Here is a 19,896-nt window from a genome sequence, read left to right as displayed (position 1 = left end):
ACCGCTGGCGGCCGGGCCGGAGCACCGGTCGGCGGGAAGTATTTGCCGACCAGGAGGTCGAGCCGCTTCCGGGCCGCCGCCGGGAACGCGTGCGGCGCGGTGATGACCGCGTTCCGCAGGAGCTCGGGGCACGGGCAGGTCCGCGGGGAGCCGACCATCGGGATGAGCCGCCGCAGCACGTCCTTGGCGGTGGCCACGTTCTTCAAGAGGTTCGCGATCACCGCCTCCACCGTCACTGCCGCCTCGCTCTCGTGCCACACGTCGTAATCGGTCGCCAGGGCCAGCGTCGCGTAGCACAGCTCGGCCTCGCGCGCCAGCTTCGCCTCGGGCATGTTCGTCATGCCGATGACGTCGACACCCCACCCACGGTAGATCCGTGACTCGGCCTTCGTCGAGAACTGGGGTCCCTCGATGCACAGGTAGGTCCCGCGGGAGTGGACGCGGGCGCCGGTCTCGACGGCGGCCCGGTAGAGCCAGCTGGCCAGGTCCGGGCACACGGGCTCGGCCATCCCGACGTGAGCCCCGATGCCGTCTCCGAAGAACGAGGAGAGGCGGCGCTTGGTGTGGTCGAAGAACTGGTCGGGGACCACGAGGTCGAGCGGAGCGATCTCCTCTCGCATGCTGCCGACCGCGCTGACCGAGACGACCCACTCGACGCCGAGGGCCTTGAGCCCGTAGATGTTCGCCCGGTAGTTCAGCTCGAAGGGAAGCAGCCGGTGCCCCCGGCCGTGCCGGGGCAGAAAGACGACCTCCCGGTCGCCGAAGCGTCCCAGGCAGTACTCGTCCGACGGCTCGCCGAAGGGCGTCCGGACCCGAAGCCAGCGGACGTCGGTCAGACCCTCGAGCTCGTAGAGCCCGCTGCCGCCGATGACGCCGATGCGCCCCTCAAGCATGCGCGATGCCCTCGCCGCGCGCGCCCTCGACCTCCGAACCGACGATCTCCCCGCGAAGCGCCTCACGCGAGACTCCAGTGACCCGGACGCGGACGAGCCGGCGCCTGAGCGCATCCGGACCATCGAAGGTCACCTCGAGATAGTTCCCCGTCAGTCCGGCGAGTGCCCCGCCCTCCCGGTGCTCCAGCACGAGCACCTCGATCTCGCGACCCAGGTGGGCCTCGCGGAAGGCGAGGTGCTTGGCCGCCCCGAGCCGGCGGAGACGGGTCGTCCGCCGCCGGATCTCCGCGGGCGGCACGCGCGGGATCGACAGGCGCGCGGCCTCCGTGCCGCGCCGGTCCGAGTAGGAGAAGACGTGGAGATAGGTAAACGGCAGCGCCTCAGCCAGGGCGACCGTCTCCTCGAACTCGGCCGGCATCTCGCCCGGGAAGCCGGTGATGATGTCCGTGCCGAGCCCGAGCCCGGGCAGGGCCGTCGCCAGACGCTCCACCAGCGCGCGGTAGAGGCGCGCGTTGTAGGGGCGCCGCATCGCGCGGAGGATGCGGTCAGCCCCGGACTGGAGAGGAATGTGGAGGTGACGGCAGACCCGGGGCGCGCCGACGATCGCCTCGATCAGCTCCTCGGTGAAATAGGCCGGCAGGATCGACGACAGCCGGAGACGGGCGAGGCCGGGGACGTCGAGGAGCCGGCGCACCAGCGCGGCCAGACTCAGCCGCGGGACGAGGTCCCAGCCGTAGTGGCCGAGATCGACGCCGGTCAGCACCACCTCGGCGTAGCCCGCCGCCACGAGCTCGGCGACCTGCTCGACGATGACCGGGAGCGGCTGGCTCCGGCTCCCGCCTCGGGCGAACGGCACGATGCAGAACGCGCAGCGGTGCTGGCAGCCGTCCTGCACCTTGACGAAGGCGCGGGTGTAGCCCGGCGCGAACCTCCGAAGCGGGACGACCGGCATCGAGCGGGGCTGGAAGACGTCGGTCACCCGCACCAGCGGACGGACGCGCTTCCGGAGGCTCGCCAGGAGATCCGGCAGCTCGTACTTGTCCCGGGTGCCGAGCACCACGTCGACGCCGGGGATCCGCGCCACCGCCTCCGCGTTGGTCTGGGCATAGCAGCCAGTGACCACGACCACGGCGTGCGGATTGCGGGCCACCGCCCGGTGGATCGCCTGCCGGTCCGACTGGTCGGCCCGCGCGGTCACCGTGCAGGTGTTGATCACGTAGAGCTCGGCGGGTTCCTCGAAGGGCACGGTCCGGAAGCCCCGCGCCTCCAGGAGTGCCTGGATCTCCGTCGTGTCGTACTGGTTGAGCTTGCAGCCGAGAGTCGCGAACGCGACCGTGACGGGAGCGGCCGACGGGGCCTCAGGCACCACGGGCGACCATCACGGACGGCGCGGCCGCGGAGTCCGGCGGCCGCCGATCCTGCGTCCGGAGCTGTCCGCATGCCGCGCCCACGTCCTCGCCCTTCGACCAGCGCACGGTCGCCGTCAGCCCCGCGTCGAGGAGTACCCGCTGGAACGCCTCGATCCGCGCGAGCGGCGGCCGGCGAAAGTCGGCGCCCTCCCAGGCATTGAACGGAATCAGGTTCACCTTGGCCCGGAAGCCGGCCAGGCGGCGCGCCAGCCGGCGGGCGTCCTCGCGGCTGTCGTTCACGCCGTCCAGCAGGACGTACTCGAACGTGATTCGCTGGCGCAGGGGCAGCGGGAAGCGCCGGCAGGCGGCCAGCAGCTGGTCGAGCCCCCAGCCGCGATTCACGGGCATGAGGCGGTTCCTCACCTCGTCGGAGGCCGCGTGCAGCGAGATCGCCAGGTTGACGCGAAGGTTCTCCCGGGCGAGCCGCTCGATCGCCTGGACCAGTCCCACGGTCGAGACCGTGATCCGGCGCGGCGAGAAGCCGAAGCCGTCGGGCGCGACCAGGATCCGGAGCGCCTTCACGGTCGCCGCGTAGTTGGCGAGCGGCTCCCCCATGCCCATGAAGACGATGTGGGTCAGCCGCTCACCGGGAGCCAGGAGGCTGCGCGCCGCGAGGACCTGGCCCACGATCTCCCCGGCCGTCAGGTTCCGGACGAGGCCCATCGTCCCCGTGTAGCAGAAGCGGCAGGCGAAGCCGCAGCCCACCTGCGTCGAGAGACAGAGTGTCAGCCGGTCCTCATCCGGCATGAGGACGGCGTGGACGATCCGCCCGTCGCCGAGCCGCAGCACGAGCTTCCGGCTCCCATCGCGCGAGCCCAAGATGTCGGCGACTTCCGGAGGATGAACGGTCGCCTCGGCCTCGAGGCGATTGCGGAGCGACATCGGGAGGTTCGACATCGCGGCGAAGTCGCGCACCCCCTTCTGGTAGACCCAGATCGCCAGCTGGCGGCCGCGGTAGGCCAGCTCACCCCAGTCCACCACGAGCGACCCGAGCTCGTCCGGAGTCAATTCGAGCAGGTTCATCGCGGACATCGCGGCCCTAGGATACCGGATGGGTTCCACCCGGTCAAACCGCGGACCCCGCGCGCTCGCCCGGTCTGTCCGTTTCCACCGTTTCGGTGCGCCGACCGTGGATAAGTTGGTGGGAAACGCCGGCAAGCACGCGAAGGACAAGGGGCAAACACCTCCCCGCCTATGCGCTGGGCAGCGTCGGGAATGCCGAAGCTCATGCGAGATGCCTCGCCTGGCGCGAATCCGTGGGGTCGCCGACGAGCCCCAGGTAGAGATCCAGGAGATTGGTCCCCGTCGGTCCGGTGACGACGAGGTCGCCGAGGCCCGAGAAGAAGGTGTAGGCGTCGTTCGCGGCGAGCGCCGGACGCGGGTCGAGTCCCAGAGCGCGCGCCCGGGCGACCGTCGTCGGATCCACGACTGCCCCCGCGGCGTCCGTCGGCCCGTCGCTGCCATCGGTCCCGGCCGCCAGCACGACCACTCCGGGCAGCTCCGCCAGCATCGGGGCCAGCGCGAGGCAGAACTCCTGGCACCGCCCTCCCTTCCCCGGACCGCGCACGGTGACGGTCGTCTCCCCGGCGGCGAGGAGGCAGCCGGGCCGGCCGACCGGAGCGCCCGCCGCCGCCGCGTCGCGCAGCACCGCGGCGAAGACGCGAGCGACCTCCCGGGCTTCGCCCTGAATCTGGCGTGTCAGGAAGAGCGGCGGGTAGCCGAGCCGCGCCGCCTCCTCTGTTGCCGCCGTGGCGACGAGGCGGTTGTTGCCGATGACGACGTTGGTCACCCTCGCGAACGCCGGATCGTCGGGCTTCGGCGTGTCGGGGACGTCGCCTCGCGCGCCCGCCTCGAGGTGCGCCCGCACCGAGTCGGGAACCCGGGCGCGCAGACCGAACCGCTCGAGCACGGCGAGGGCATCGGCGAACGTCGTCGGGTCGGGCGCCGTCGGCCCCGAGGCGATGACGTCGACGGGGTCGCCGATCACATCGGAGAGAAGGAGCGCGACGACGGAGGCCGGGGAGGCCGCCCGGGCGAGCTGGCCTCCCTTCAGGAAGGAGAGGTGCTTGCGAACCGTGTTCAGCTCGTTGATGGTCGCCCCGGTCTCCAGCAAGAGGCGCGTCACCGTCTGCTTGTCCGCCAGACCGATGCCGGGGACCGGGGCCGGCGCCAGGGCCGAGCCGCCACCGGAGATCAGGCACACCACGAGGTCGTCGGGCCCCGCGCCACGCACCAGTTGCAGGATCTCCGCGGCCGCCGCCCGGCCCCGCTCGTCGGGGAGTGGGTGGCCGGCTTCCACGACACGGATGCGCCCCGAGCGCGCCCCGCGCGCCTCCTTGACGACGACCAGCCCGTCGGCGATGCGCGTGCCCAGCACGTCCTCGATCGCGTCAGCCATCGCCTCCGAGGCCTTCCCCACCCCGACCACCACGATCCGGCGGACCCGCCCGAGCTCGAAGCTCCGGCTGGCCACCAAGAGGCGGCCGTCCTCGAGCCGGAGCGCGTGCTCGGTCAGGCGGCGGGCATCGCCGGCGGCGATGGCGACGTCGAGGATCTGGCGGGCCGCGCGGCGCAGCGCGGCGAGGTCGGTCACGGGCGCTCGCCTCAGCGGGCGAGCGCCTGCAGGCGGCGTCCGGCGTCCAGGAGGACGTCGTCGGTCTTCGGAAAGCAGAAGCGGATCTTGGTCCGGCCGAGCTCCGGGTGGGCGTAGAAGGAGGATCCCGGAACCGTCGCGACTCCGACCTCCTTCACGAGGTACATGGCGAAGGCCGTGTCATCGGGCAGGCCGTAGCGCTGGAGGAAGTGCCGGCACTCCGTCAACACGTAATAGGCCCCGGACGGCCTGAAGATGGGGAACCCGGCCTTCTCGAGCAGCGGGCAGAGGAGATCCCGACGGGCCTGATACGCCTCACGGAGGCTCAGATAGTAGCTGTCCGGCAGGTGAAGGGCGGTCACCGCCGCCTCCTGCAGGGGAGCCGGCGCGCCCACGGTCACGAAGTCGTGGGCGCGGCGGATCCCGACGGCGATCTCGGGAGAGCTGATCGTGTAGCCGATCCGCCAGCCCGTCACCGAGTACGACTTGGAGACACCCGAGATGGTGATCGTCCGGTCCCACATCCCGGGAAGCGTCGCGATCGGGATGTGCCGGTGGCCGTCGAACACGATGTGCTCGTAGATCTCGTCGGTAATGGCGAGGACGTCGTGCTTCTGGCAGAGCTCGGCGATCGACTCGAGCTCCCGCAGGTTGAAGACCTTTCCGGTGGGGTTGTTCGGGCTGTTGAAGATGATGGCCTTCGTGCGGGGAGTGAAGGCCCGGGCGAGCCGGTCGGGGTCGAACGAGAACGCCGGCGGCTCGAGCGGGACGTACACCGGTCGGGCTCCGGAGATGATCGCTCCGGGTCCGTAGTTCTCGTAGAACGGCTCGAAGATGATGATCTCGTCGCCGGGGTCGAGGACGGCCAGGAGGCTCGAGAGCATCGCCTCCGTCGAGCCGCAGCAGACCGTCACCTGCCGTTCGGGATCCACCGGCTTGCCGTAGAAATGCTCGAACTTGGCGGCGATCGCCTCGCGCAGGTTCCGCGCTCCCCAGGTGATCGCGTACTGGTGGAAGTCGCCATCGATCGCCCGGTGCGCCGCCTCAGCCAGCTCCTTGGGCGGCGGGAAGTTCGGGAACCCCTGGGCCAGGTTCACGCCCCCGTGCTCGGCGTTCACCCGGGTCATCTCTCGGATCACCGACTCGGTGAACCCCTGGACGCGCTTCGAGATCCGCGGCGTCGTCATCGATCACAACTCCCGCATGCCGGACAGGTCGGGTCCCGGCGTACCGACACCCACGACGTCTCCCCCGAGCGGCCATCGAAGAAGAGGAGGTGACCGGCCATGGGGCTGTCGAGCCCGAGGCAGAGCTTCAACGCCTCCGTCGCCTGGAGGCTTCCCACGATGCCCGCGATCGGCCCCAGAATGCCGGCCTCCTGGCACGACGGCACCGCTCCCGCCGGCGGCGCGGTGCGGACGACGCATCGGTAGCAAGCGGTGGCGCCCGGGCGCACCACCAGGAGCTGGCCGTCCCAGCCCACGACCCCGGCCACGACGAGGGGCACCCCGAGGGCCACGCAGGCGTCGTTGACCAGGAGCTTGGTGGTCAGGCTGTCCGAGCCCTCGACGACGACCTGGTAGTCCTCGATGAGGGCCCGCGCGGTGTCGGCCGCGAGTCGCACGTGGTGCGGCACGACTCGCACCTCCGGGTTCAGCTCCTCGAGCCGCGCCTGAGCCGAGTCTACCTTCGGGCGCTCGAGATCCTTGGTGCCGTGGAGGATCTGTCGCGGGAGGTTCGAGAGCTCGACCGCGTCGGAGTCCACGAGCCCGAGCGTGCCGATCCCCGCTCCCGCCAGGTAGAGCGCGGCCGGCGAGCCGAGACCGCCGGCCCCGACCACCAGGACGCGGGAGGCGAAGAGACGGGCTTGCCCGGCCCCGCCGACCTCCGGCAGGATGACCTGGCGGCTGTACCGCCGCAGTCTTTCCTCCGTCAGTTCAACGTACATCGAGCGCCTCGGGTCACGGCCGCCCGTCGGATGTTCGCGCCTCACCACCCTCCCGCGATGGCCGGCACGATGGAGACTTCGTCCCCGTCCTTGAGCGCGGTCCCCTTCCCCGAGAGGAAACGGATGTCTTCCTCGTTCACGTAGATGTTGATGAACCGCCTGAGCTCGCCGGATTCCTCGACCAGTCGATCGCGGAGCCCGGGATACTGGCGTTCCAGATCGTCGATCAGCGCCGCGACATCCTTGCCCCCCCCCTTGACCTCGCCGATGCCGTTGGTGACGCGGCGAAGAGGGGTCGGAATACGCACCAGGACAGGCATCTCTCGCTCCTCCTTTGAGGACGGGCTGCGACCGCCATCGGCACGGCCGTCAGGATTGGGTAAGGGTCTTCAGATCCGCCAGGGCCCGATCGAAGGCCGCCACGTTCGGGCGGATCCGCACGGGCTCGGAGAGCCGCGACCCGAGCGCCTCGACCGTCTTGAGCCCGTTGCCGGTGATACAGACGACGATCGACTCGTCGCGGGGAATCACGCCCCGATCGATGAGCTTCCGGGCGGCCGCCAGCGTCACGCCCCCGGCGGTCTCCGTGAAGATCCCCTCGGTGCGCGCCAGGAGCCCCATCGCCTCCAGGATCTCCTCGTCGGTCGCGTGCTCGCCGGCGCCGCCGGAGTCCTTCACGACGCGGTACGCGTAGTAGCCGTCGGCCGGATTCCCGATGGCCAGCGACTTGGCGATGGTGTTGGGACGGACGGGGACGAGCGTGTCCGAGTCCTGCTTGATCATCGTCACGATAGGGCCGCATCCGGCCGCCTGGGCCGCGTACATCCGCGTCCGGACGTCCCCGATGAGGTCGAGCGCGTGGAGCTCCTGGAAGGCCTTCCAGATCTTGGTGAGGAGCGACCCGCCGGCGCAGGGCACCACGACGTGGGCCGGGGCGTGCCAGCCGAGCTGCTCGGCGATCTCGTAGCCGTAGGTCTTGGACCCTTCGGCGTAAAAGGGCCGGAGATTGATGTTGGCGAACGCCCAGGGGTACTGGTCGGCCACTTCGGAGCAGAGGCGGTTCACCTCGTCGTACGTTCCCTCGACTGCAACCAGCACCGGACCATAGACGAGCGTGCCGAGCACCTTCCCCGGCTCGAGGTCGGCCGGGATGAAGACGAAAGAGCGCAGCCGGGCCTGGGCCGCGTGAGCAGCCACCGAGTTGGCCAGGTTTCCGGTAGACGCGCAGGCGACCGTGTCGAAGCCGAATTCCTTGGCCTTGGTGACCGCGACGCTGACCACCCGGTCCTTGAACGAGCAGGTCGGATGGCAGACCGCGTCGTTCTTGACGTACAGCTCGCGGACGCCCAGTTCCTCACCCAGGTTCCAGGCGCGGACGAGAGGGGTGTACCCCGCGTGGCGGCCGATGGCGACCTCCCCCTCGACCGGCAGCAGGTCCTTGTAGCGCCAGATGCTGGGAGGACCGGCGGCGATGCGGTCCCGAGTCACCAGCCCCCGCAGCGCCTCGTAACGGTAGTCCACCTCCAGCGGGCCGAAGCAGAAGTCGCAAACGTGAAGTGGGGCCAGAGGATAGCCGCGGGCGCACTCCCGGCACTTGAGCCCCTTCACCCTTTCCATTCGGCCGGGTCCTCCCGGGGATTCGAGCCCCGACGATATCTGACACATCTAACACGCGCGACGGGCACGCGTCAAGGAAGCGCGGCCATTTCCCGGCCCCTGGCAGGGACGCCCACCTCGCGGGCATCGCGGCGGCATCCGGTCGAGACCCACCCTTGTGTGGCTTAACAGGTGTTGATATAGTGACCTCGTGCCCGTCGAGTACCGCGAGGAGCCCTGCCGGGCAGCCCTGAACCGGGTCACGGGGATGGACTTCAAGTGGTCCTTGAACCCGTACATGGGCTGCACCCACCGCTGCACGTTCTGCTACGTGCGCGCCTTCGAACAGCGCGCCGATCGCCCGGCCGATGACCGCTACGGGCGGTCGATCCGCGTCAAGGTCAACATCGCCCAGGTGCTTCGCCGGGAGGTCACCCGGCCGTCCTGGCGGCGCGAGGATGTCGCAATCGGCGCGGCGACGGATCCCTACCAGCCGGCCGAGGGCCGCTATCGCCTCACGCGCGGCTGTCTCGAGGTCCTCGGATCGGTGGGCAACCCATTCAGTCTGATCACGCGCGGGCCCCTGATCGTCCGTGACATCGACGTCCTCCAGGAGGCGGCGCGCCGGGCCGAGGTCTCCGTGAACTTCTCGGTGCCGACTCTCGATGCCGACGTGTGGCGAACGACCGAGCCGGGGACCGCGCCTCCCCGCCAGCGGCTGCGGGCCCTCCGAGCCCTCGTGGACGCCGGCATCAAGGCCGGCGTGGGGATCGCGCCGATCCTTCCCGGGCTCTCCGATCGTCCCGAGCAGCTCGCCGAGGTGGTCCGGGCGGCCCGCGAGGCGGGCGCGACCCATCTGTGGGCGAATCTCCTGTATCTCCGGCCGGGGACGCGCGAGCACTTCCTCGCGCACCTCGCGCGCGACTGGCCCGACGAGCTTCGCCGCTACGAGCGGCTCTACGGCGGGCGCGCCTCCCTCCCCCGCCGCGAGTCGGTGCCGGTCCTCCGGCAGGTCGGGGAGCTCAGGCAGCAGTACGAGATCGCCGACCGCCGGCGGGCACCGCGTGTGCCCCCACCGGAGCCGGCTCAGCTCGCTCTGGCCATCCAGTCCTCGCCCCCATGATCCCACCCGCCGAGCACCGGCCATGGCCTCTCCCCGACCGACCGTGGGTGATGACCCAGACCTGGTACGACCTGCTCTTCGCTCACTGGCCGGTTCCGGTCGCGCTGCTGCGCGCGCTGGTGCCGCCCACCCTCGCCATCGACACCTTCGACGGCGAGGCCTGGCTCGGCATCATCCCCTTCCACATGACGGTCCGCCTCCGCGGGTTGCCGGCCGTACCCGGGCTCTCGGCCTTCCCCGAGCTGAACGTGCGCACCTACGTCACGGTCGAGGGGAAGCCCGGCGTCTTCTTCTTCAGCCTCGATGCCGGGAACCGCCTGATCGTCGCCATCGCCCGGCAGTGGTACCGGCTCCCGTACTTCCGTGCCCGCATGACGGTGGACGGCGCCGGCGACGCCGTCCGATACGCGAGCCGGCGGATCCACCAGGATGCGCCGCCGGCCGAGTTCGCCGCGCAGTATCGCCCCGTCGGCGACGTGTTCCGCGCTCCGACCGGCTCGCTCGCCCACTGGCTCACGGAGCGCTACTGTCTCTACACGCCGGGGTCCCGTGGGCGGCTGCGCCGCGGCGAGATCCACCACGAGCCCTGGCCGCTCCAGCCGGCGGCGGCCCGGCTCGATCGGAACACGATGACGCTCGGCCACGACATCCCGCTGCCGGCGACCGCGCCGCTTCTCCACTTCGCCCGGCGCCTGCGGGTCATCTTCTGGCCGCTGGAGACGCTGCCTCTGCTACCATGACGCCGTGCGGCGTGTCGGGCCCGCCCTGCTCCTCGTGGCGTACGCCGGCGCGTTCGCCCTCGCCGCGTTCGGCGGCGGCCTCCCCGCCTTCGACGATCATCCCGGGCAGTTCTTCCGTCTCTGGCATGCGCTCGAGCGGACGGTGCCGGACGGCCGCTGGACCGCCGACTGGAACCCGGACTGGTGGGGCGGTTATCCCGAGTTGCAGTTCTACCCGCCCGGCTTCGTGGTGGCCGGCGCGCTCATCCGGCTGGTCGGCCTCTGGTCGATCTCGGTGGAAGTGGTCTACCAGGCGCTCTGCGGCGTCGTGCTGCTCCTCCCGGCCCTCACCACCTATGTCCTGCTGGTCGCGGTGCTCGGCGATGGCTGGCTCGCGCTCCCGCCGGCGTTCGTCGCCCTCACGCTCTCCGCCGGGCTCCAGAGCGGGGTCGAGGAGAGCCTTCGCTGGGGCATCCTGACGAGCCGGCTCTCGCTCGGCTTCCTCCCGCTCCTCGCGCTGGCGCTTCGGCGCTGGATCGAGACCGGGCAGCCACCCCGCTGGGCCCCGCCGGCGGCGGCCGCCGTCGTCCTGTGCCACCCCGCGAACGCGCCCGCCGCGGCAACGCTCATGATCCTGGCCGCCGGCCTCACCCTGGTCCTCCGCCCGGGGCGTCCGACGCTCCTCGCCGCCGGGGCGGTCGCCAGCTTCACGCTCGCCCTCACCGCCTTCTGGACGCTGCCGTTCGCCGTCCGCCACGCCTGGGTCGTTCCGCTCGCCTGGAGCCACCTGGGACCCTGGGCGCTTCTCGCTCAGCTCGGGTCGCGCCCGCTCCTCGTCCTCATCGGCATCGGGGCCCTGCTGGCCTGGGTGGCCATCCTCCTGCGCCGCCGGCCGTTCGACGCGGTTCTCGCGCTCTTCCCGATCGCCCTCCTCGGCGTTCTGCTGCTCGACGCCCCGCTCTTCCGGCGCGGCTGGTCGGCCATCGAGCCCGATCGCCTCGCGGACGGCGTCGTGCTCGCCGCGCTCTGGGCCGCCGGCCTCGGCGTCGGAGCGCTGGTGGCCGCGGCCACGGCCAAGCAGGCCCGCGGCCGCGCGCGGCCGGTGGCGGCCCTCGCCCTCGTCGCCCTCCTCGCCCTCCTGCCGAGCCCGGCCCGCAGCGAGCCGACGCTCACGCTGTGGCCCCGAGAGCGGCCGGCGCGGTGGCCCCACCTCGACGAGGTGAGCCGCGCCCACGATCTCGACCGCCTCTGGGCGGTGTTGCGCGGCGGCACTGACCGTGTCCTCTTCCTCACCTCGGCGCTGCGCCTCGCTCACGATCCGGCGTGGTACGCGGCCCACAGTCACGTCCTCGGCCTCGCTCCACTTTTCGCGGCCCGCGAGATCGTCCATGGCACCTTCACCCATCCGGCCCCGCTGGCGGCGCGCTTCTACGCGGGCAGCCCGAGTCGACCTCGACGCATCGAGACCCTCACCGAGGAGCTCGACGGCCAGCGGGTGCTCGGCCAGCCCCCCGAGCGGCTCTCGGCAGACGCCTTCGAAGCGTTCGCGCGCCGGCTGCGGGTCGCGACGGTGGTCGCCCCGACCGGCGATGCCCCCCGGGCGCGCTTCCTCGACGCCCACTACACGCCCGCGCACACGGTCGCGGGCTTCACGGTCTTCGAGCGGCGTGACCGGCCGTGGCCGCAGCTCGAACGCATCACCCACCGCCGCTATCGGCTCCTGGTGCCGCCCACCGGGGGCGTGTGGGTCGCGACCGGGATCGCGGCCTACCCGCTCTGGCAGGCGAAGAGCGGCCAGGGCCGCCTGGAAACCCGAGCGGACGCCTGGGGGCTCCTCGAGGTCCGCATGCCTCTCGACGTCTTCGAGGCAGAGCTGACGTACTCGGAAGGACTCCTCGAGTGGAGCGCGCTTGCCGTCACCTTGCTGGGTGGTCTCGCCTGGGCCGTCTGGGCCGGGCGCCGCCGCCGAGGCCCGGCGCCGGCTCGCGGGAAACCGGCCTCGGCCCTGGAGCGTCGCCGGCGCCGCCGCTAGACAATGGGAGGGGGCCTCCGCGGCCCCCTCCCAGGCCCACCCCCAAGAGTCGGTTGCGCGGGCGAAGCCCGCGCTCAGAGCACTCCTCGCTGGACCACGCGATCGGTGGTCGGCGCCGGGTTACTCCGATCCGCTCTAGTTGTTCGGGCGCTCCGGCGAGAGCGTCGTCGCGAAGCGGACCCGGCCGTCGCCGTCGACGATACGGACGGTGAGGCCGGCGTCGTCGGCCACCAGCTCACCGAAGCTCGTGAAGCCGCCCTCGGCGTAGAGCCGGGTCGGGCGCAGCGTGTGGTCGAGAATGCCCGGCCGGCCCGCGCTCCCGCTCAGGGGCCCGGCCACCAGCTCGTGGAAGATGAGGCCGGGAAGCGGGGCATGGCGGATCACTTCCGGACGGTGGGCATCCGCCACCAGCCAGACCACGTTGCAGATCCGGCGAGCCCCGAGCTCGTGGACGATCCCGAGGAGCTCGTGCTCGAAGCCGGTGGGGCTGCCCTCGGGGGTCAGGTGGGTGCTCCCGTTCGCCCAGCTGTCCCGCACCACCCGCCCGGTCGGGATCGAGAGCGATACGCTCGAGACCACGAGTTTCCAGACTGCGGCGGACCCGGCCAGGCCGGTCAGCAGCCAGCTCCTCTGGGCGGCGCCCAGCATGGTCTTGCCGGGGCCGTCGGACATGGTGTTCGGACTCCGATACTGGCGCGTGTCCAGGATGAACAGCTCGGCGACGCGACCCCAGCGCATCCGGCGATAGAGACGGTGGGGGTCGTCCGCTGGCGGCTGGATCGGCCAGTACTCGAGGAACGCGCGCCGGCCGACGGGCATGAGGGGCTCACTCGGTCCCGCGAAGTCGTTGCGCACCTCGTGGTCGTCCCAGATGGCGTAGACCGAGGTGCTCCGGAAGAAGGCTTGCACGGCCGCGTCGGCCCGGTTGTACCGGTGCTTGGCGCGGAACCCGCCGAGGTCGCTGGCCCGGAAGTCGGCGCCCGGGAGGTTCTCGGGAACCCGGCACCGGTGGTCGGCGTAAATGGTGTCGCCGACGAACACGAAGAAGTCCGGCTGCCGTGCCGCCAGCACCCGGAAGATCGGGTATCCCGCGGCCGGCGTGCGGCAGCGGCCGCCGCCGCCGAGGTCTCCGCTCCAGGCGAGGCGCACCGGGCCCGAGACGCCGGGCGCCGGCGCGGTCACGAACTCGCCGCGAGCCTCCTCACGCCGCCACGCCACCCGATAGGCATGCCGCGTCCCCGGGACCAGATCGTCGGCGTGAAGCTTGACCGTGAAGTCCGAATCGGCCGTCGCCTCGGCGGCCAGTCGTCGGCGAGCGCCACCCGCCGCCTCCACGTCGACCGTGATCGCGCCCGGGGCGTCGGCCCGCGCCCACACCACAGCGCTTCGACCGGTGACCTCGCCCACCGTGACGAGGAGGCCGGGATCGGCGGCCGGCGACGTCGGCGCCAGGATCCCGGCCAGCAGGGCGAGGGCACCCGTCCCGCCGGCAAGACGGCGCGCGGTCGGCGTCTGTCCGGGTAACCGCGCACGGCGGGACGCTGACCCGCCGCGCGATGGTGATCCGCTCCGAGGGGCTCCGGTGGCGTCCCTAAACCAGGGGATCGTAGCTGAAGAACTGGCCCGAAGTCTCGAGCGGCGTCAGGTGATGGGCCAGCGTGCCCGGGAACGTCTCGGCGATCCGCTCCGGTGTCCAGCCCTCTGCGTGATGGATCGACCGAACCGGGCGGGGCTGGGAGAAGACGAAGATCTCTTTGCCGCGAACGCCGAAGAGCTGGCCCGAGACGTGCTGAGCCTCCTCGGAGGCGAGATAGACGGCGAGCGGCGCGATGTCGCGCGGGGACATCCTCTCGAGCTTGGCGACGCGCGCCTGCTGCTCCGGCGTCTCGGTCGGAATGGTGCCGATCAGGCGGGTCCAGGCGAACGGCGAGATGCAGTTGGCGGTGACGTTGTAGCGCGCCATGTCGAGCGCGGTGACCCGGGTGAGGCCCACGATCCCGAGCTTGGCCGCGGCATAGTTGGCCTGCCCGACGTTCCCGATCAGCCCCGAGGTGGAGGTCATGTTGATGAAGCGCCCCCAGCGCTGCTCCTTGAAGCGTGGTGCCGCCGCCCGGGTGACCGCGAAGCTGCCCTTGAGATGGACGGCGATCACCGAGTCCCACTCCTCCTCGGTCATGTTGAAGATCATGCGGTCGCGGAGGATGCCGGCGTTGTTCACGACGATGTCGAGACGGTTCCAGCTGTCGAGCGCCGTCTGAACGATCCGCTGGCCGCCGGCCATGGTGGCGACCGACTCGTAGCTCGGCACGGCCTGCCCGCCACCCTGCCGGATCTCCCCCACCACCTGGTCGGCCGCCGACGCCGCCCCGCCCGTCCCGTCCTCGCGGCCGCCGAAGTCGTTGACCACCACCCGCGCGCCGGCCTGGGCCATCATGAGGGCGATCTCCCGGCCGATGCCGCGGCCGCCCCCGGTGACCACGGCAACCTTGTCCTTGAGCAGCATGCCCTCCCTCCGAGCCGGCGGCGGCGACGGGTCCGGTGGGTCTGCGTTAGGAGCCGACCTCGATGGTGCCAGCCGGGTCCTCGCCGATGACGGTGCCGATCTGCCGCGCCTCCAACACGCCGGCCCGGTCGAGCGCGCGAAGGAACGCCTCGCCCTCGGGAGTCGCCACCAGGAGGCCGCCCGAGGTCTGGGCATCCCCGATGACGGCGCGGAGGGCCTCCGGAATCGCGGGGGCCCAGCGCACCACGCTCGCGGTGGCGCGGAGGTTGCGCTTGGTGCCGCCCGGCACCATCCCGGCCTCGGCCAGGGCCACGACATCCGGCAACAGGGGAATCCGTCCCGCCTCCAGCCGGACCGCCACCCCGGACCCGCACGTCATCTCGCGCAGGTGCCCGAGGAGGCCGAAACCCGTGACGTCGGTGACGGCGTGCACCCGGACCTCGCCGGCCGCCTCGGCGGCCGCCCGGTTCAGCGCCGCCATCGTCCGGGTGGCCGCCTCGATGGCGGCCGGTCGGGCCTTGGCGTTCTTGATCGCCGTCGAGATGATGCCGGTGCCGAGCGGCTTGGTCAGCACCAGCGCGTCGCCCGGGCGCGCGCCCACGTTCTTCCAGATCCGGCCGGGGTGGACGAGCCCGGTCACCGCGTACCCGATCTTCGGCTCCGCGTCGTCGATGCTGTGGCCGCCGACCACGCTGACTCCCGCCTCGCGCCCCTTTTCAGCCCCGCCCTTGAGAATCTCGCCGAGGACCCCGAACGGCAGGCGGTCTTTGGGGAAGCCCACGATGGAGAGCATGGCGATCGGCCGCCCCCCCATGGCATAGACGTCGGAGAGCGAGTTGGCGGCCGCGATCTGGCCGAAGGCGTAGGGGTCATCGACGATGGGCGTGAAGTAGTCCACGGTCAGGACGAGGGCGAGGTCGTCGCTCAACCGGTAGACCGCCGCGTCGTCGCACGTCTCGGGCCCCACCAGCACATTGGGATCGGTAATCGGCGGGAGCAGCCGCAGCACCTGGGCCAGATCCTCCGGCCCGAGCTTGCAGGCTCAGCCGGCCCCGTGCGAGAGCGTCGTCAGCCGAACAGGCTCTTCCGTCGCGGCCACCCCCTCTCACGCGCTCCGACGCGGCCCCGGCGCGATCGGATGCGGCATTATAGTCAGGGCTCGCGCGCCGCGTCAAACCGGCGCGAGGTGTGACCGCCGATCCTCCAGCACCCGGATGAAGGCGGCGCCCAGGACGAACACGATCGCCGAGTAGTACACCCACATGATCAGCGCGATGGTGACGCCCAGCGAGCCGTACATGGTGCTGTACACTCCGATGCCCTCGATGTAGAAGCGGAAGAGCTGCTTGGCGATTTCCCATAGAACCGCCGTGGCCGCGCTGGCCTGCAGCACGCTCGACCACGGGATCCGCCGGACCGGCACGAAGCGGTAGAGCACGACGAACAGGGCGGTGTCGAAGGCGATGGCCAGGAAGAGCCCGGCCCACGCAAACAGATGGGCGAAGAACAGCCCGTGGCGGAACAGCAGGAGGAGGCTCCGCATCCACACGAACGCCGCGGTGATGCCCATGGTGACGAAGAAGAGCAGCGTCAGGAGGAGAAGCATGCCGAGGTCGAACAGAAGCCCGTGAACGAACCCGCGCCCCTTGGTACCGAGGATCCGGTTGAGCACGAACCGGGTGGCCGCGAAGAGTTGAACGGCGAAGAGCAGCAGGATGCCCACGCCGACCAGGCCGGACACGCCCCGGCGGCTGGCCACGCCGATGAGCATCTGTTCCATCTCGGAGCGGTAAACCGGAAGGATCTCCGACAGCTGGTTGACGACCTCCTCCACCACCGTTTCGTCCGAGAGGAGGAAGCCGCCGCCGGCGACGAGGAGCAGGCTGAACGGGACCACGCAGATGATCACGTAGAAGGAGAGCCCTGCCGCGAGAAAGAAGCCATCGTTCCGCCAGAAGCAGCGAAGGGTGTCCCCGAAGAGCGGGGTCACTGGGGTAGCTTCGGACTGATGGAGCGGCCGGATCCGCGGCGGCTGAGCACGTCCGCGGCTACCGGCGAGCGCGGGCCTCGCGCGGTAACCAGGCCAGCGAGTCTTCGGTCTTCGCGGAAGGTCGGTATTCCAGCCCGACGTAACCGTCGTACCCCGCCCCCTCCAGGGCGCCCAGCACGTTCGTGTAGTTGATCTCGCCGGTGCCTGGTTCGTGGCGTCCCGGGACGTCGGCGATCTGGACGTGTCCGATCCACTCGAGGTTCGCGGTCAGCGTCTCGATCAGCTGCCCTTCCATGCGCTGCATGTGGTAGCAGTCGTACTGGAACCGTACGTTCGGCTCGCCGACTTCCCGGACGATCTCGAGGCCGAGCCGCGAACGGTCGAGGAAGTACCGCGGGCTCTCCCAGGTGTTCAGCGCCTCGATCAGGAGGGTGATCCCGGCGGCCCGCGCCCGGGGGGCGGCCGCCCGGAGGTTCTCCACCACCGTTCGCCGGAGCTCGGCGTCCCCGACACCCTCCACCCGGTTCCCGGCCAGCACGTTCAGCCGTCGGCAGCCGAGCCGCCGGGCGGTGGCGATGGCGTCGTCGACGGTCTTCATCAGGCGCTCCCGCCGCCCGGGATCGCAGAGGTAACCGCGGTCACCCGCCGGAAAGTCTCCGCCTTCCGGGTCGAAGAGCACCAGCTCGAGCCCGTGGCGCTCGAGCTCCCGCGCGACCCCACCCTGGTCCACGTTGTGGGCGAACAGGAACTCTACCGCGTGGAAGCCGGCCGCGATCGCGCGCTCGAAGCGCTCCAGGAATGGGACCTCGTTGAAGAGCATCGTGAGGTTCGCCGAGTACCGGACCATGTGGAGTCTCTCCGAGGTGTGGAGGTTCCGAGTCAGCGCCCGACGCCGGCCAGGCGCTCGGCATTTTCCCGGGCGATGCGCCGTGCCACCTCGGGGGGGAGCTGCCGCAGCCAGCCTCGGGTGGCCTCGGTGATCGCGGCGAGGTCGCTCCAGCGTGACGGCGCCCAGGTGTCGGCCCCCACCATGAAGCGGTCGGGGTGCCGGAGGAACAGGGCGCGCCAGGCCGCGTCGAGGGTGCCGCCCGTCGCGACGTCCGACCGCAAGGCGAGCTCGACGGTCAGCCCGGCGTGGCGGTCGATGAGCGGTCCCACCACCTCGGGTCCCGACGACATGCCGGCATGCGCCCACAGCACACGGACACCGGGGACCAGGCCCAGCACGATCTCGAGCGCCTCCACGTCGCAGTGGCAGTGCAGGAACAACCCGTTCCTCGCCGCCAGCTCCGCCACCTGTCGAACCACCTCGGCCTGCGCGTCCCGCCCGTACAGGTGGAACTCGCCGATTCCACGATAGATGCCGCGCCTGATGCGACCCTCGAGGTAGGCGACGACACCCGGATCGCGGTGCCAGGCTCCCTGGTCCCCCGGCCCCCGGTATGGCCGGAGGACCGGGACCACCCGATCGGGGGCCGCTTCGTAGAGGCGCACGGTTCCGTCGTCCGGCGTGCTCGAGACGAATGCCCGGATGATGCCGGCTCGGGTCAGCAGCGTCAGGATGCTCGGCGTCGGGTAGGCAGTCCAGGCGTCCTGACTGTAATGGAGGTGGGTGTCGACGATCGGAAGCTCCTCGGCCGCGCGCGCGCCGGAGGCGCCGACCACGAGGCCGAGGAGGGTGAAGACGAGCCAGGGACGCATGGCCCCAACTATACTCCAAAAGAGCTGCGGCCCCCGGAGCCCGGGGGCCGCAGGGAGCGGGGCGCGCGGATGCCCCGCCCGGAACGACCTCGGCGATCAGGCGGCCTTGATGGCCTTCTGCGCGCCCTGCTGGCCCTCGACCCGGATCTCGACCTTCTTGGGGGCGACAGCCAGCGGCGCCGGCATGCTGATCTCGAGCATCCCCTTCGAATACCGGGCGCTCACCTTGGCGGGGTCCACCCCCTCCGGCAGGACGAGCGAGCGCTCGAAGGACCCGTAGCTGCACTGGGGGACGTTCGACCTGACGGACGAGCCATTCGGCGAGCCGGCCGAGCGCGTCCGGGCCGAGGGCCGGCGGCTCGGCCTCGACCCGGACCGGATCTGGCTCCTCCGCCACGGCGAGACCCGCGGCTGGTGAGCTCCGCCGTCGCCCCGCCTGGCGGCCGCGCACGTTCGGCGGGGACCTTACGGTGTGAAGACCTCGTTCACGCTGCTGGAAGAGCCGCCGGGGCGGGGACCGCCCGAGATGACGTGGATCCGGCCCCCGTAGGCGAGGGCGGTGAGCCCGTGGCGCGGAGTCGGCATCGGGGCAAACGCGGTCCAGCGATCGGCGGCGGCCTCGTACGCCTCGACCTCCCGGAAGGTCCCGCCCGGGGCCTCGCCGCCGAAGACGAAGAGGCGCTGGCCGAGGACGGCGGCCGCGATGCCGCTCCGGGCCGTGGGGAGCGGAGCCCGTGTGACCCAGGCGTTCCGGGCGGGGTCGTACATCTCGTGGCGGTCCAGGTTCTGCGAATAGCTCCCGCCGAGGCGCCCACCTACCACGTAGAGTTTCCCTTCGAGCACGCCGGCCGCATGGTGATCCCGCGGCGTGGGCATCGCTGGCCGTGTCTCCCAGTGGTTGGCGGCCGGATCGAAGACCTCGAGCGCACCCGTGTTCTGCCGGTCCCTGCCGACGCCGCCCACCGCGTAGAGCTTCCCGTCGATGGCGGCAGCCGCCAGCGCTCCGCGGGGCGTCGGCAGCGGCGCGCGCTCGCGCCAGCGATCCGTCGCCGGATCGTACTCATACACCCCGTCGAGCACGCCCCACAGCACGCCGGAGTAGCCGCCGAGGACGTAGAGCCGGCCGCCGATGCCCACCGCCGCCGCGTGATGTACCGAGGCGGGAAGCGAGGCCCGTCGCTCCCAGCGATCGCCCTTCGGGTCGTAGGCCTCGACGTGGTCGCCGCCCCCGAATCCCCCCACGACGTAGAGCCTGCCCGCGACCTCGGCCCCGGTCACCTCGGTCCGGCTCGACGGAAGCGGCGCGGCGTTCTGCCAGGACCCGCCGCCCTGCGCGAGCGCGGACGCGCCGAGCGCCACGACCGCGACGATCGTGGCCGGACCGCGCAG

At 71.4% G+C, this 19,896-nt stretch carries 18 protein-coding genes and 1 pseudogene; 3 read left to right on the top strand and 16 right to left on the bottom strand.

Translation table 11 applies throughout. The features are described from left to right. Positions 1-38: 38 nt before the first annotated feature. The 8 genes and pseudogenes from mtnP to thrC all read right to left on the bottom strand — a co-directional run bounded on the left by mtnP (position 39) and on the right by thrC (position 8,460). Positions 39-893: pseudogene (gene mtnP / locus VGW35_16555) on the bottom strand (S-methyl-5'-thioadenosine phosphorylase). Then, complete coding sequence (gene mtaB, locus VGW35_16550) at positions 886-2,262, bottom strand: tRNA (N(6)-L-threonylcarbamoyladenosine(37)-C(2))-methylthiotransferase MtaB (GenBank protein ID HEV8309271.1); 1,377 nt, start codon at positions 2,260-2,262, stop codon at positions 886-888. Before mtaB ends, mtnP begins: the two are co-directional and overlap by 8 nt. After that, the gene (gene rlmN, locus VGW35_16545) at positions 2,252-3,325 is read right to left on the bottom strand and encodes a 23S rRNA (adenine(2503)-C(2))-methyltransferase RlmN (protein HEV8309270.1); all 1,074 of its coding nucleotides are present in this window, start codon (positions 3,323-3,325) and stop codon (positions 2,252-2,254) included. Before rlmN ends, mtaB begins: the two co-directional genes overlap by 11 nt. A 202-nt stretch (positions 3,326-3,527) precedes the next feature. Further along, complete coding sequence (locus VGW35_16540) at positions 3,528-4,895, bottom strand: glycerate kinase (GenBank protein HEV8309269.1); 1,368 nt, start codon at positions 4,893-4,895, stop codon at positions 3,528-3,530. An 11-nt stretch (positions 4,896-4,906) separates the two neighbouring features. Further along, positions 4,907-6,082: an aminotransferase class I/II-fold pyridoxal phosphate-dependent enzyme gene (locus tag VGW35_16535; protein ID HEV8309268.1), complete on the bottom strand. Its 1,176-nt coding sequence runs from the start codon at positions 6,080-6,082 to the stop codon at positions 4,907-4,909. Then, positions 6,079-6,843, bottom strand: a complete 765-nt coding sequence (locus VGW35_16530; protein HEV8309267.1) for a HesA/MoeB/ThiF family protein — start codon at positions 6,841-6,843, stop codon at positions 6,079-6,081. Before VGW35_16530 ends, VGW35_16535 begins: the two co-directional genes overlap by 4 nt. A gap of 41 nt (positions 6,844-6,884) precedes the next feature. Next, a complete protein-coding gene (locus VGW35_16525; protein HEV8309266.1) occupies positions 6,885-7,163 on the bottom strand; it encodes a MoaD/ThiS family protein in 279 nt (92 codons plus the stop codon). Between the two features lie 49 nt (positions 7,164-7,212). Continuing rightward, positions 7,213-8,460: a threonine synthase gene (thrC, locus tag VGW35_16520; protein ID HEV8309265.1), complete on the bottom strand. Its 1,248-nt coding sequence runs from the start codon at positions 8,458-8,460 to the stop codon at positions 7,213-7,215. 190 nt (positions 8,461-8,650) lie between these two features. Between thrC and VGW35_16515 the strand changes: the two genes are divergently transcribed. Genes VGW35_16515 through VGW35_16505 form a run of 3 tightly spaced genes read left to right on the top strand, consistent with a single transcriptional unit; the run spans position 8,651 to position 12,313 of the window. Then, entirely contained in the window at positions 8,651-9,562 is a 912-nt protein-coding gene (locus VGW35_16515; protein HEV8309264.1) for a radical SAM protein, read from the top strand. A gap of 50 nt (positions 9,563-9,612) precedes the next feature. After that, positions 9,613-10,302 (top strand): DUF2071 domain-containing protein, encoded by a 690-nt coding sequence (locus VGW35_16510; protein ID HEV8309263.1) that lies wholly within the window; start codon positions 9,613-9,615, stop codon positions 10,300-10,302. A gap of 4 nt (positions 10,303-10,306) precedes the next feature. After that, positions 10,307-12,313, top strand: coding sequence for a hypothetical protein (locus tag VGW35_16505; GenBank protein ID HEV8309262.1), 2,007 nt, complete (start codon positions 10,307-10,309; stop codon positions 12,311-12,313). A gap of 135 nt (positions 12,314-12,448) precedes the next feature. Here the strand turns inward: VGW35_16505 and VGW35_16500 are convergent, their stop codons facing one another. The 8 genes from VGW35_16500 to VGW35_16465 form a co-directional block, all read right to left on the bottom strand. Next, a complete protein-coding gene (locus VGW35_16500) occupies positions 12,449-13,720 on the bottom strand; it encodes an alkaline phosphatase D family protein (GenBank protein HEV8309261.1) in 1,272 nt (423 codons plus the stop codon). A 184-nt stretch (positions 13,721-13,904) separates the two neighbouring features. Further along, positions 13,905-14,816, bottom strand: coding sequence for an SDR family NAD(P)-dependent oxidoreductase (locus tag VGW35_16495; protein ID HEV8309260.1), 912 nt, complete (start codon positions 14,814-14,816; stop codon positions 13,905-13,907). Positions 14,817-14,862: 46 nt separating this feature from the next. Continuing rightward, positions 14,863-15,915: a selenide, water dikinase SelD gene (gene selD / locus VGW35_16490; protein HEV8309259.1), complete on the bottom strand. Its 1,053-nt coding sequence runs from the start codon at positions 15,913-15,915 to the stop codon at positions 14,863-14,865. 72 nt (positions 15,916-15,987) lie between these two features. After that, positions 15,988-16,806, bottom strand: coding sequence for a YihY/virulence factor BrkB family protein (locus VGW35_16485; GenBank protein ID HEV8309258.1), 819 nt, complete (start codon positions 16,804-16,806; stop codon positions 15,988-15,990). Between the two features lie 58 nt (positions 16,807-16,864). Further along, complete coding sequence (locus VGW35_16480) at positions 16,865-17,653, bottom strand: TIM barrel protein (protein HEV8309257.1); 789 nt, start codon at positions 17,651-17,653, stop codon at positions 16,865-16,867. Positions 17,654-17,685: 32 nt separating this feature from the next. Further along, a complete protein-coding gene (locus VGW35_16475) occupies positions 17,686-18,507 on the bottom strand; it encodes an amidohydrolase (protein HEV8309256.1) in 822 nt (273 codons plus the stop codon). 96 nt (positions 18,508-18,603) lie between these two features. Beyond that, on the bottom strand, positions 18,604-18,888 hold the full coding sequence (locus VGW35_16470) for an Hsp20/alpha crystallin family protein (protein HEV8309255.1): 285 nt from the start codon (positions 18,886-18,888) through the stop codon (positions 18,604-18,606). Positions 18,889-18,972: 84 nt separating this feature from the next. Beyond that, positions 18,973-19,866 (bottom strand): kelch repeat-containing protein, encoded by an 894-nt coding sequence (locus VGW35_16465; GenBank protein HEV8309254.1) that lies wholly within the window; start codon positions 19,864-19,866, stop codon positions 18,973-18,975. Between the last annotated feature and the right edge of the window lie 30 nt (positions 19,867-19,896).

The organism is Candidatus Methylomirabilota bacterium (assembly GCA_036005065.1).
In the GTDB taxonomy this organism is placed as follows: domain Bacteria; phylum Methylomirabilota; class Methylomirabilia; order Rokubacteriales; family DASRDR01; genus DASYQW01.
This window is presented reverse-complemented; position numbering and strand designations above follow the sequence as displayed.

What these genes read in the sequence shown, in the direction of transcription:
- rlmN (HEV8309270.1), bottom strand. Translation starts at nt 3,325, where the DNA reads ATGAACCTGCTCGAATTGACTCCGGACGAGCTCGGGTCGCTCGTGGTG.
- VGW35_16535 (HEV8309268.1), bottom strand. Translation starts at nt 6,082, where the DNA reads ATGACGACGCCGCGGATCTCGAAGCGCGTCCAGGGGTTCACCGAGTCG.
- VGW35_16530 (HEV8309267.1), bottom strand. Translation starts at nt 6,843, where the DNA reads ATGTACGTTGAACTGACGGAGGAAAGACTGCGGCGGTACAGCCGCCAG.
- VGW35_16525 (HEV8309266.1), bottom strand. Translation starts at nt 7,163, where the DNA reads ATGCCTGTCCTGGTGCGTATTCCGACCCCTCTTCGCCGCGTCACCAAC.
- thrC (HEV8309265.1), bottom strand. Translation starts at nt 8,460, where the DNA reads ATGGAAAGGGTGAAGGGGCTCAAGTGCCGGGAGTGCGCCCGCGGCTAT.
- VGW35_16510 (HEV8309263.1), top strand. Translation starts at nt 9,613, where the DNA reads ATGACCCAGACCTGGTACGACCTGCTCTTCGCTCACTGGCCGGTTCCG.
- VGW35_16495 (HEV8309260.1), bottom strand. Translation starts at nt 14,816, where the DNA reads ATGCTGCTCAAGGACAAGGTTGCCGTGGTCACCGGGGGCGGCCGCGGC.
- VGW35_16480 (HEV8309257.1), bottom strand. Translation starts at nt 17,653, where the DNA reads ATGGTCCGGTACTCGGCGAACCTCACGATGCTCTTCAACGAGGTCCCA.
- VGW35_16475 (HEV8309256.1), bottom strand. Translation starts at nt 18,507, where the DNA reads ATGCGTCCCTGGCTCGTCTTCACCCTCCTCGGCCTCGTGGTCGGCGCC.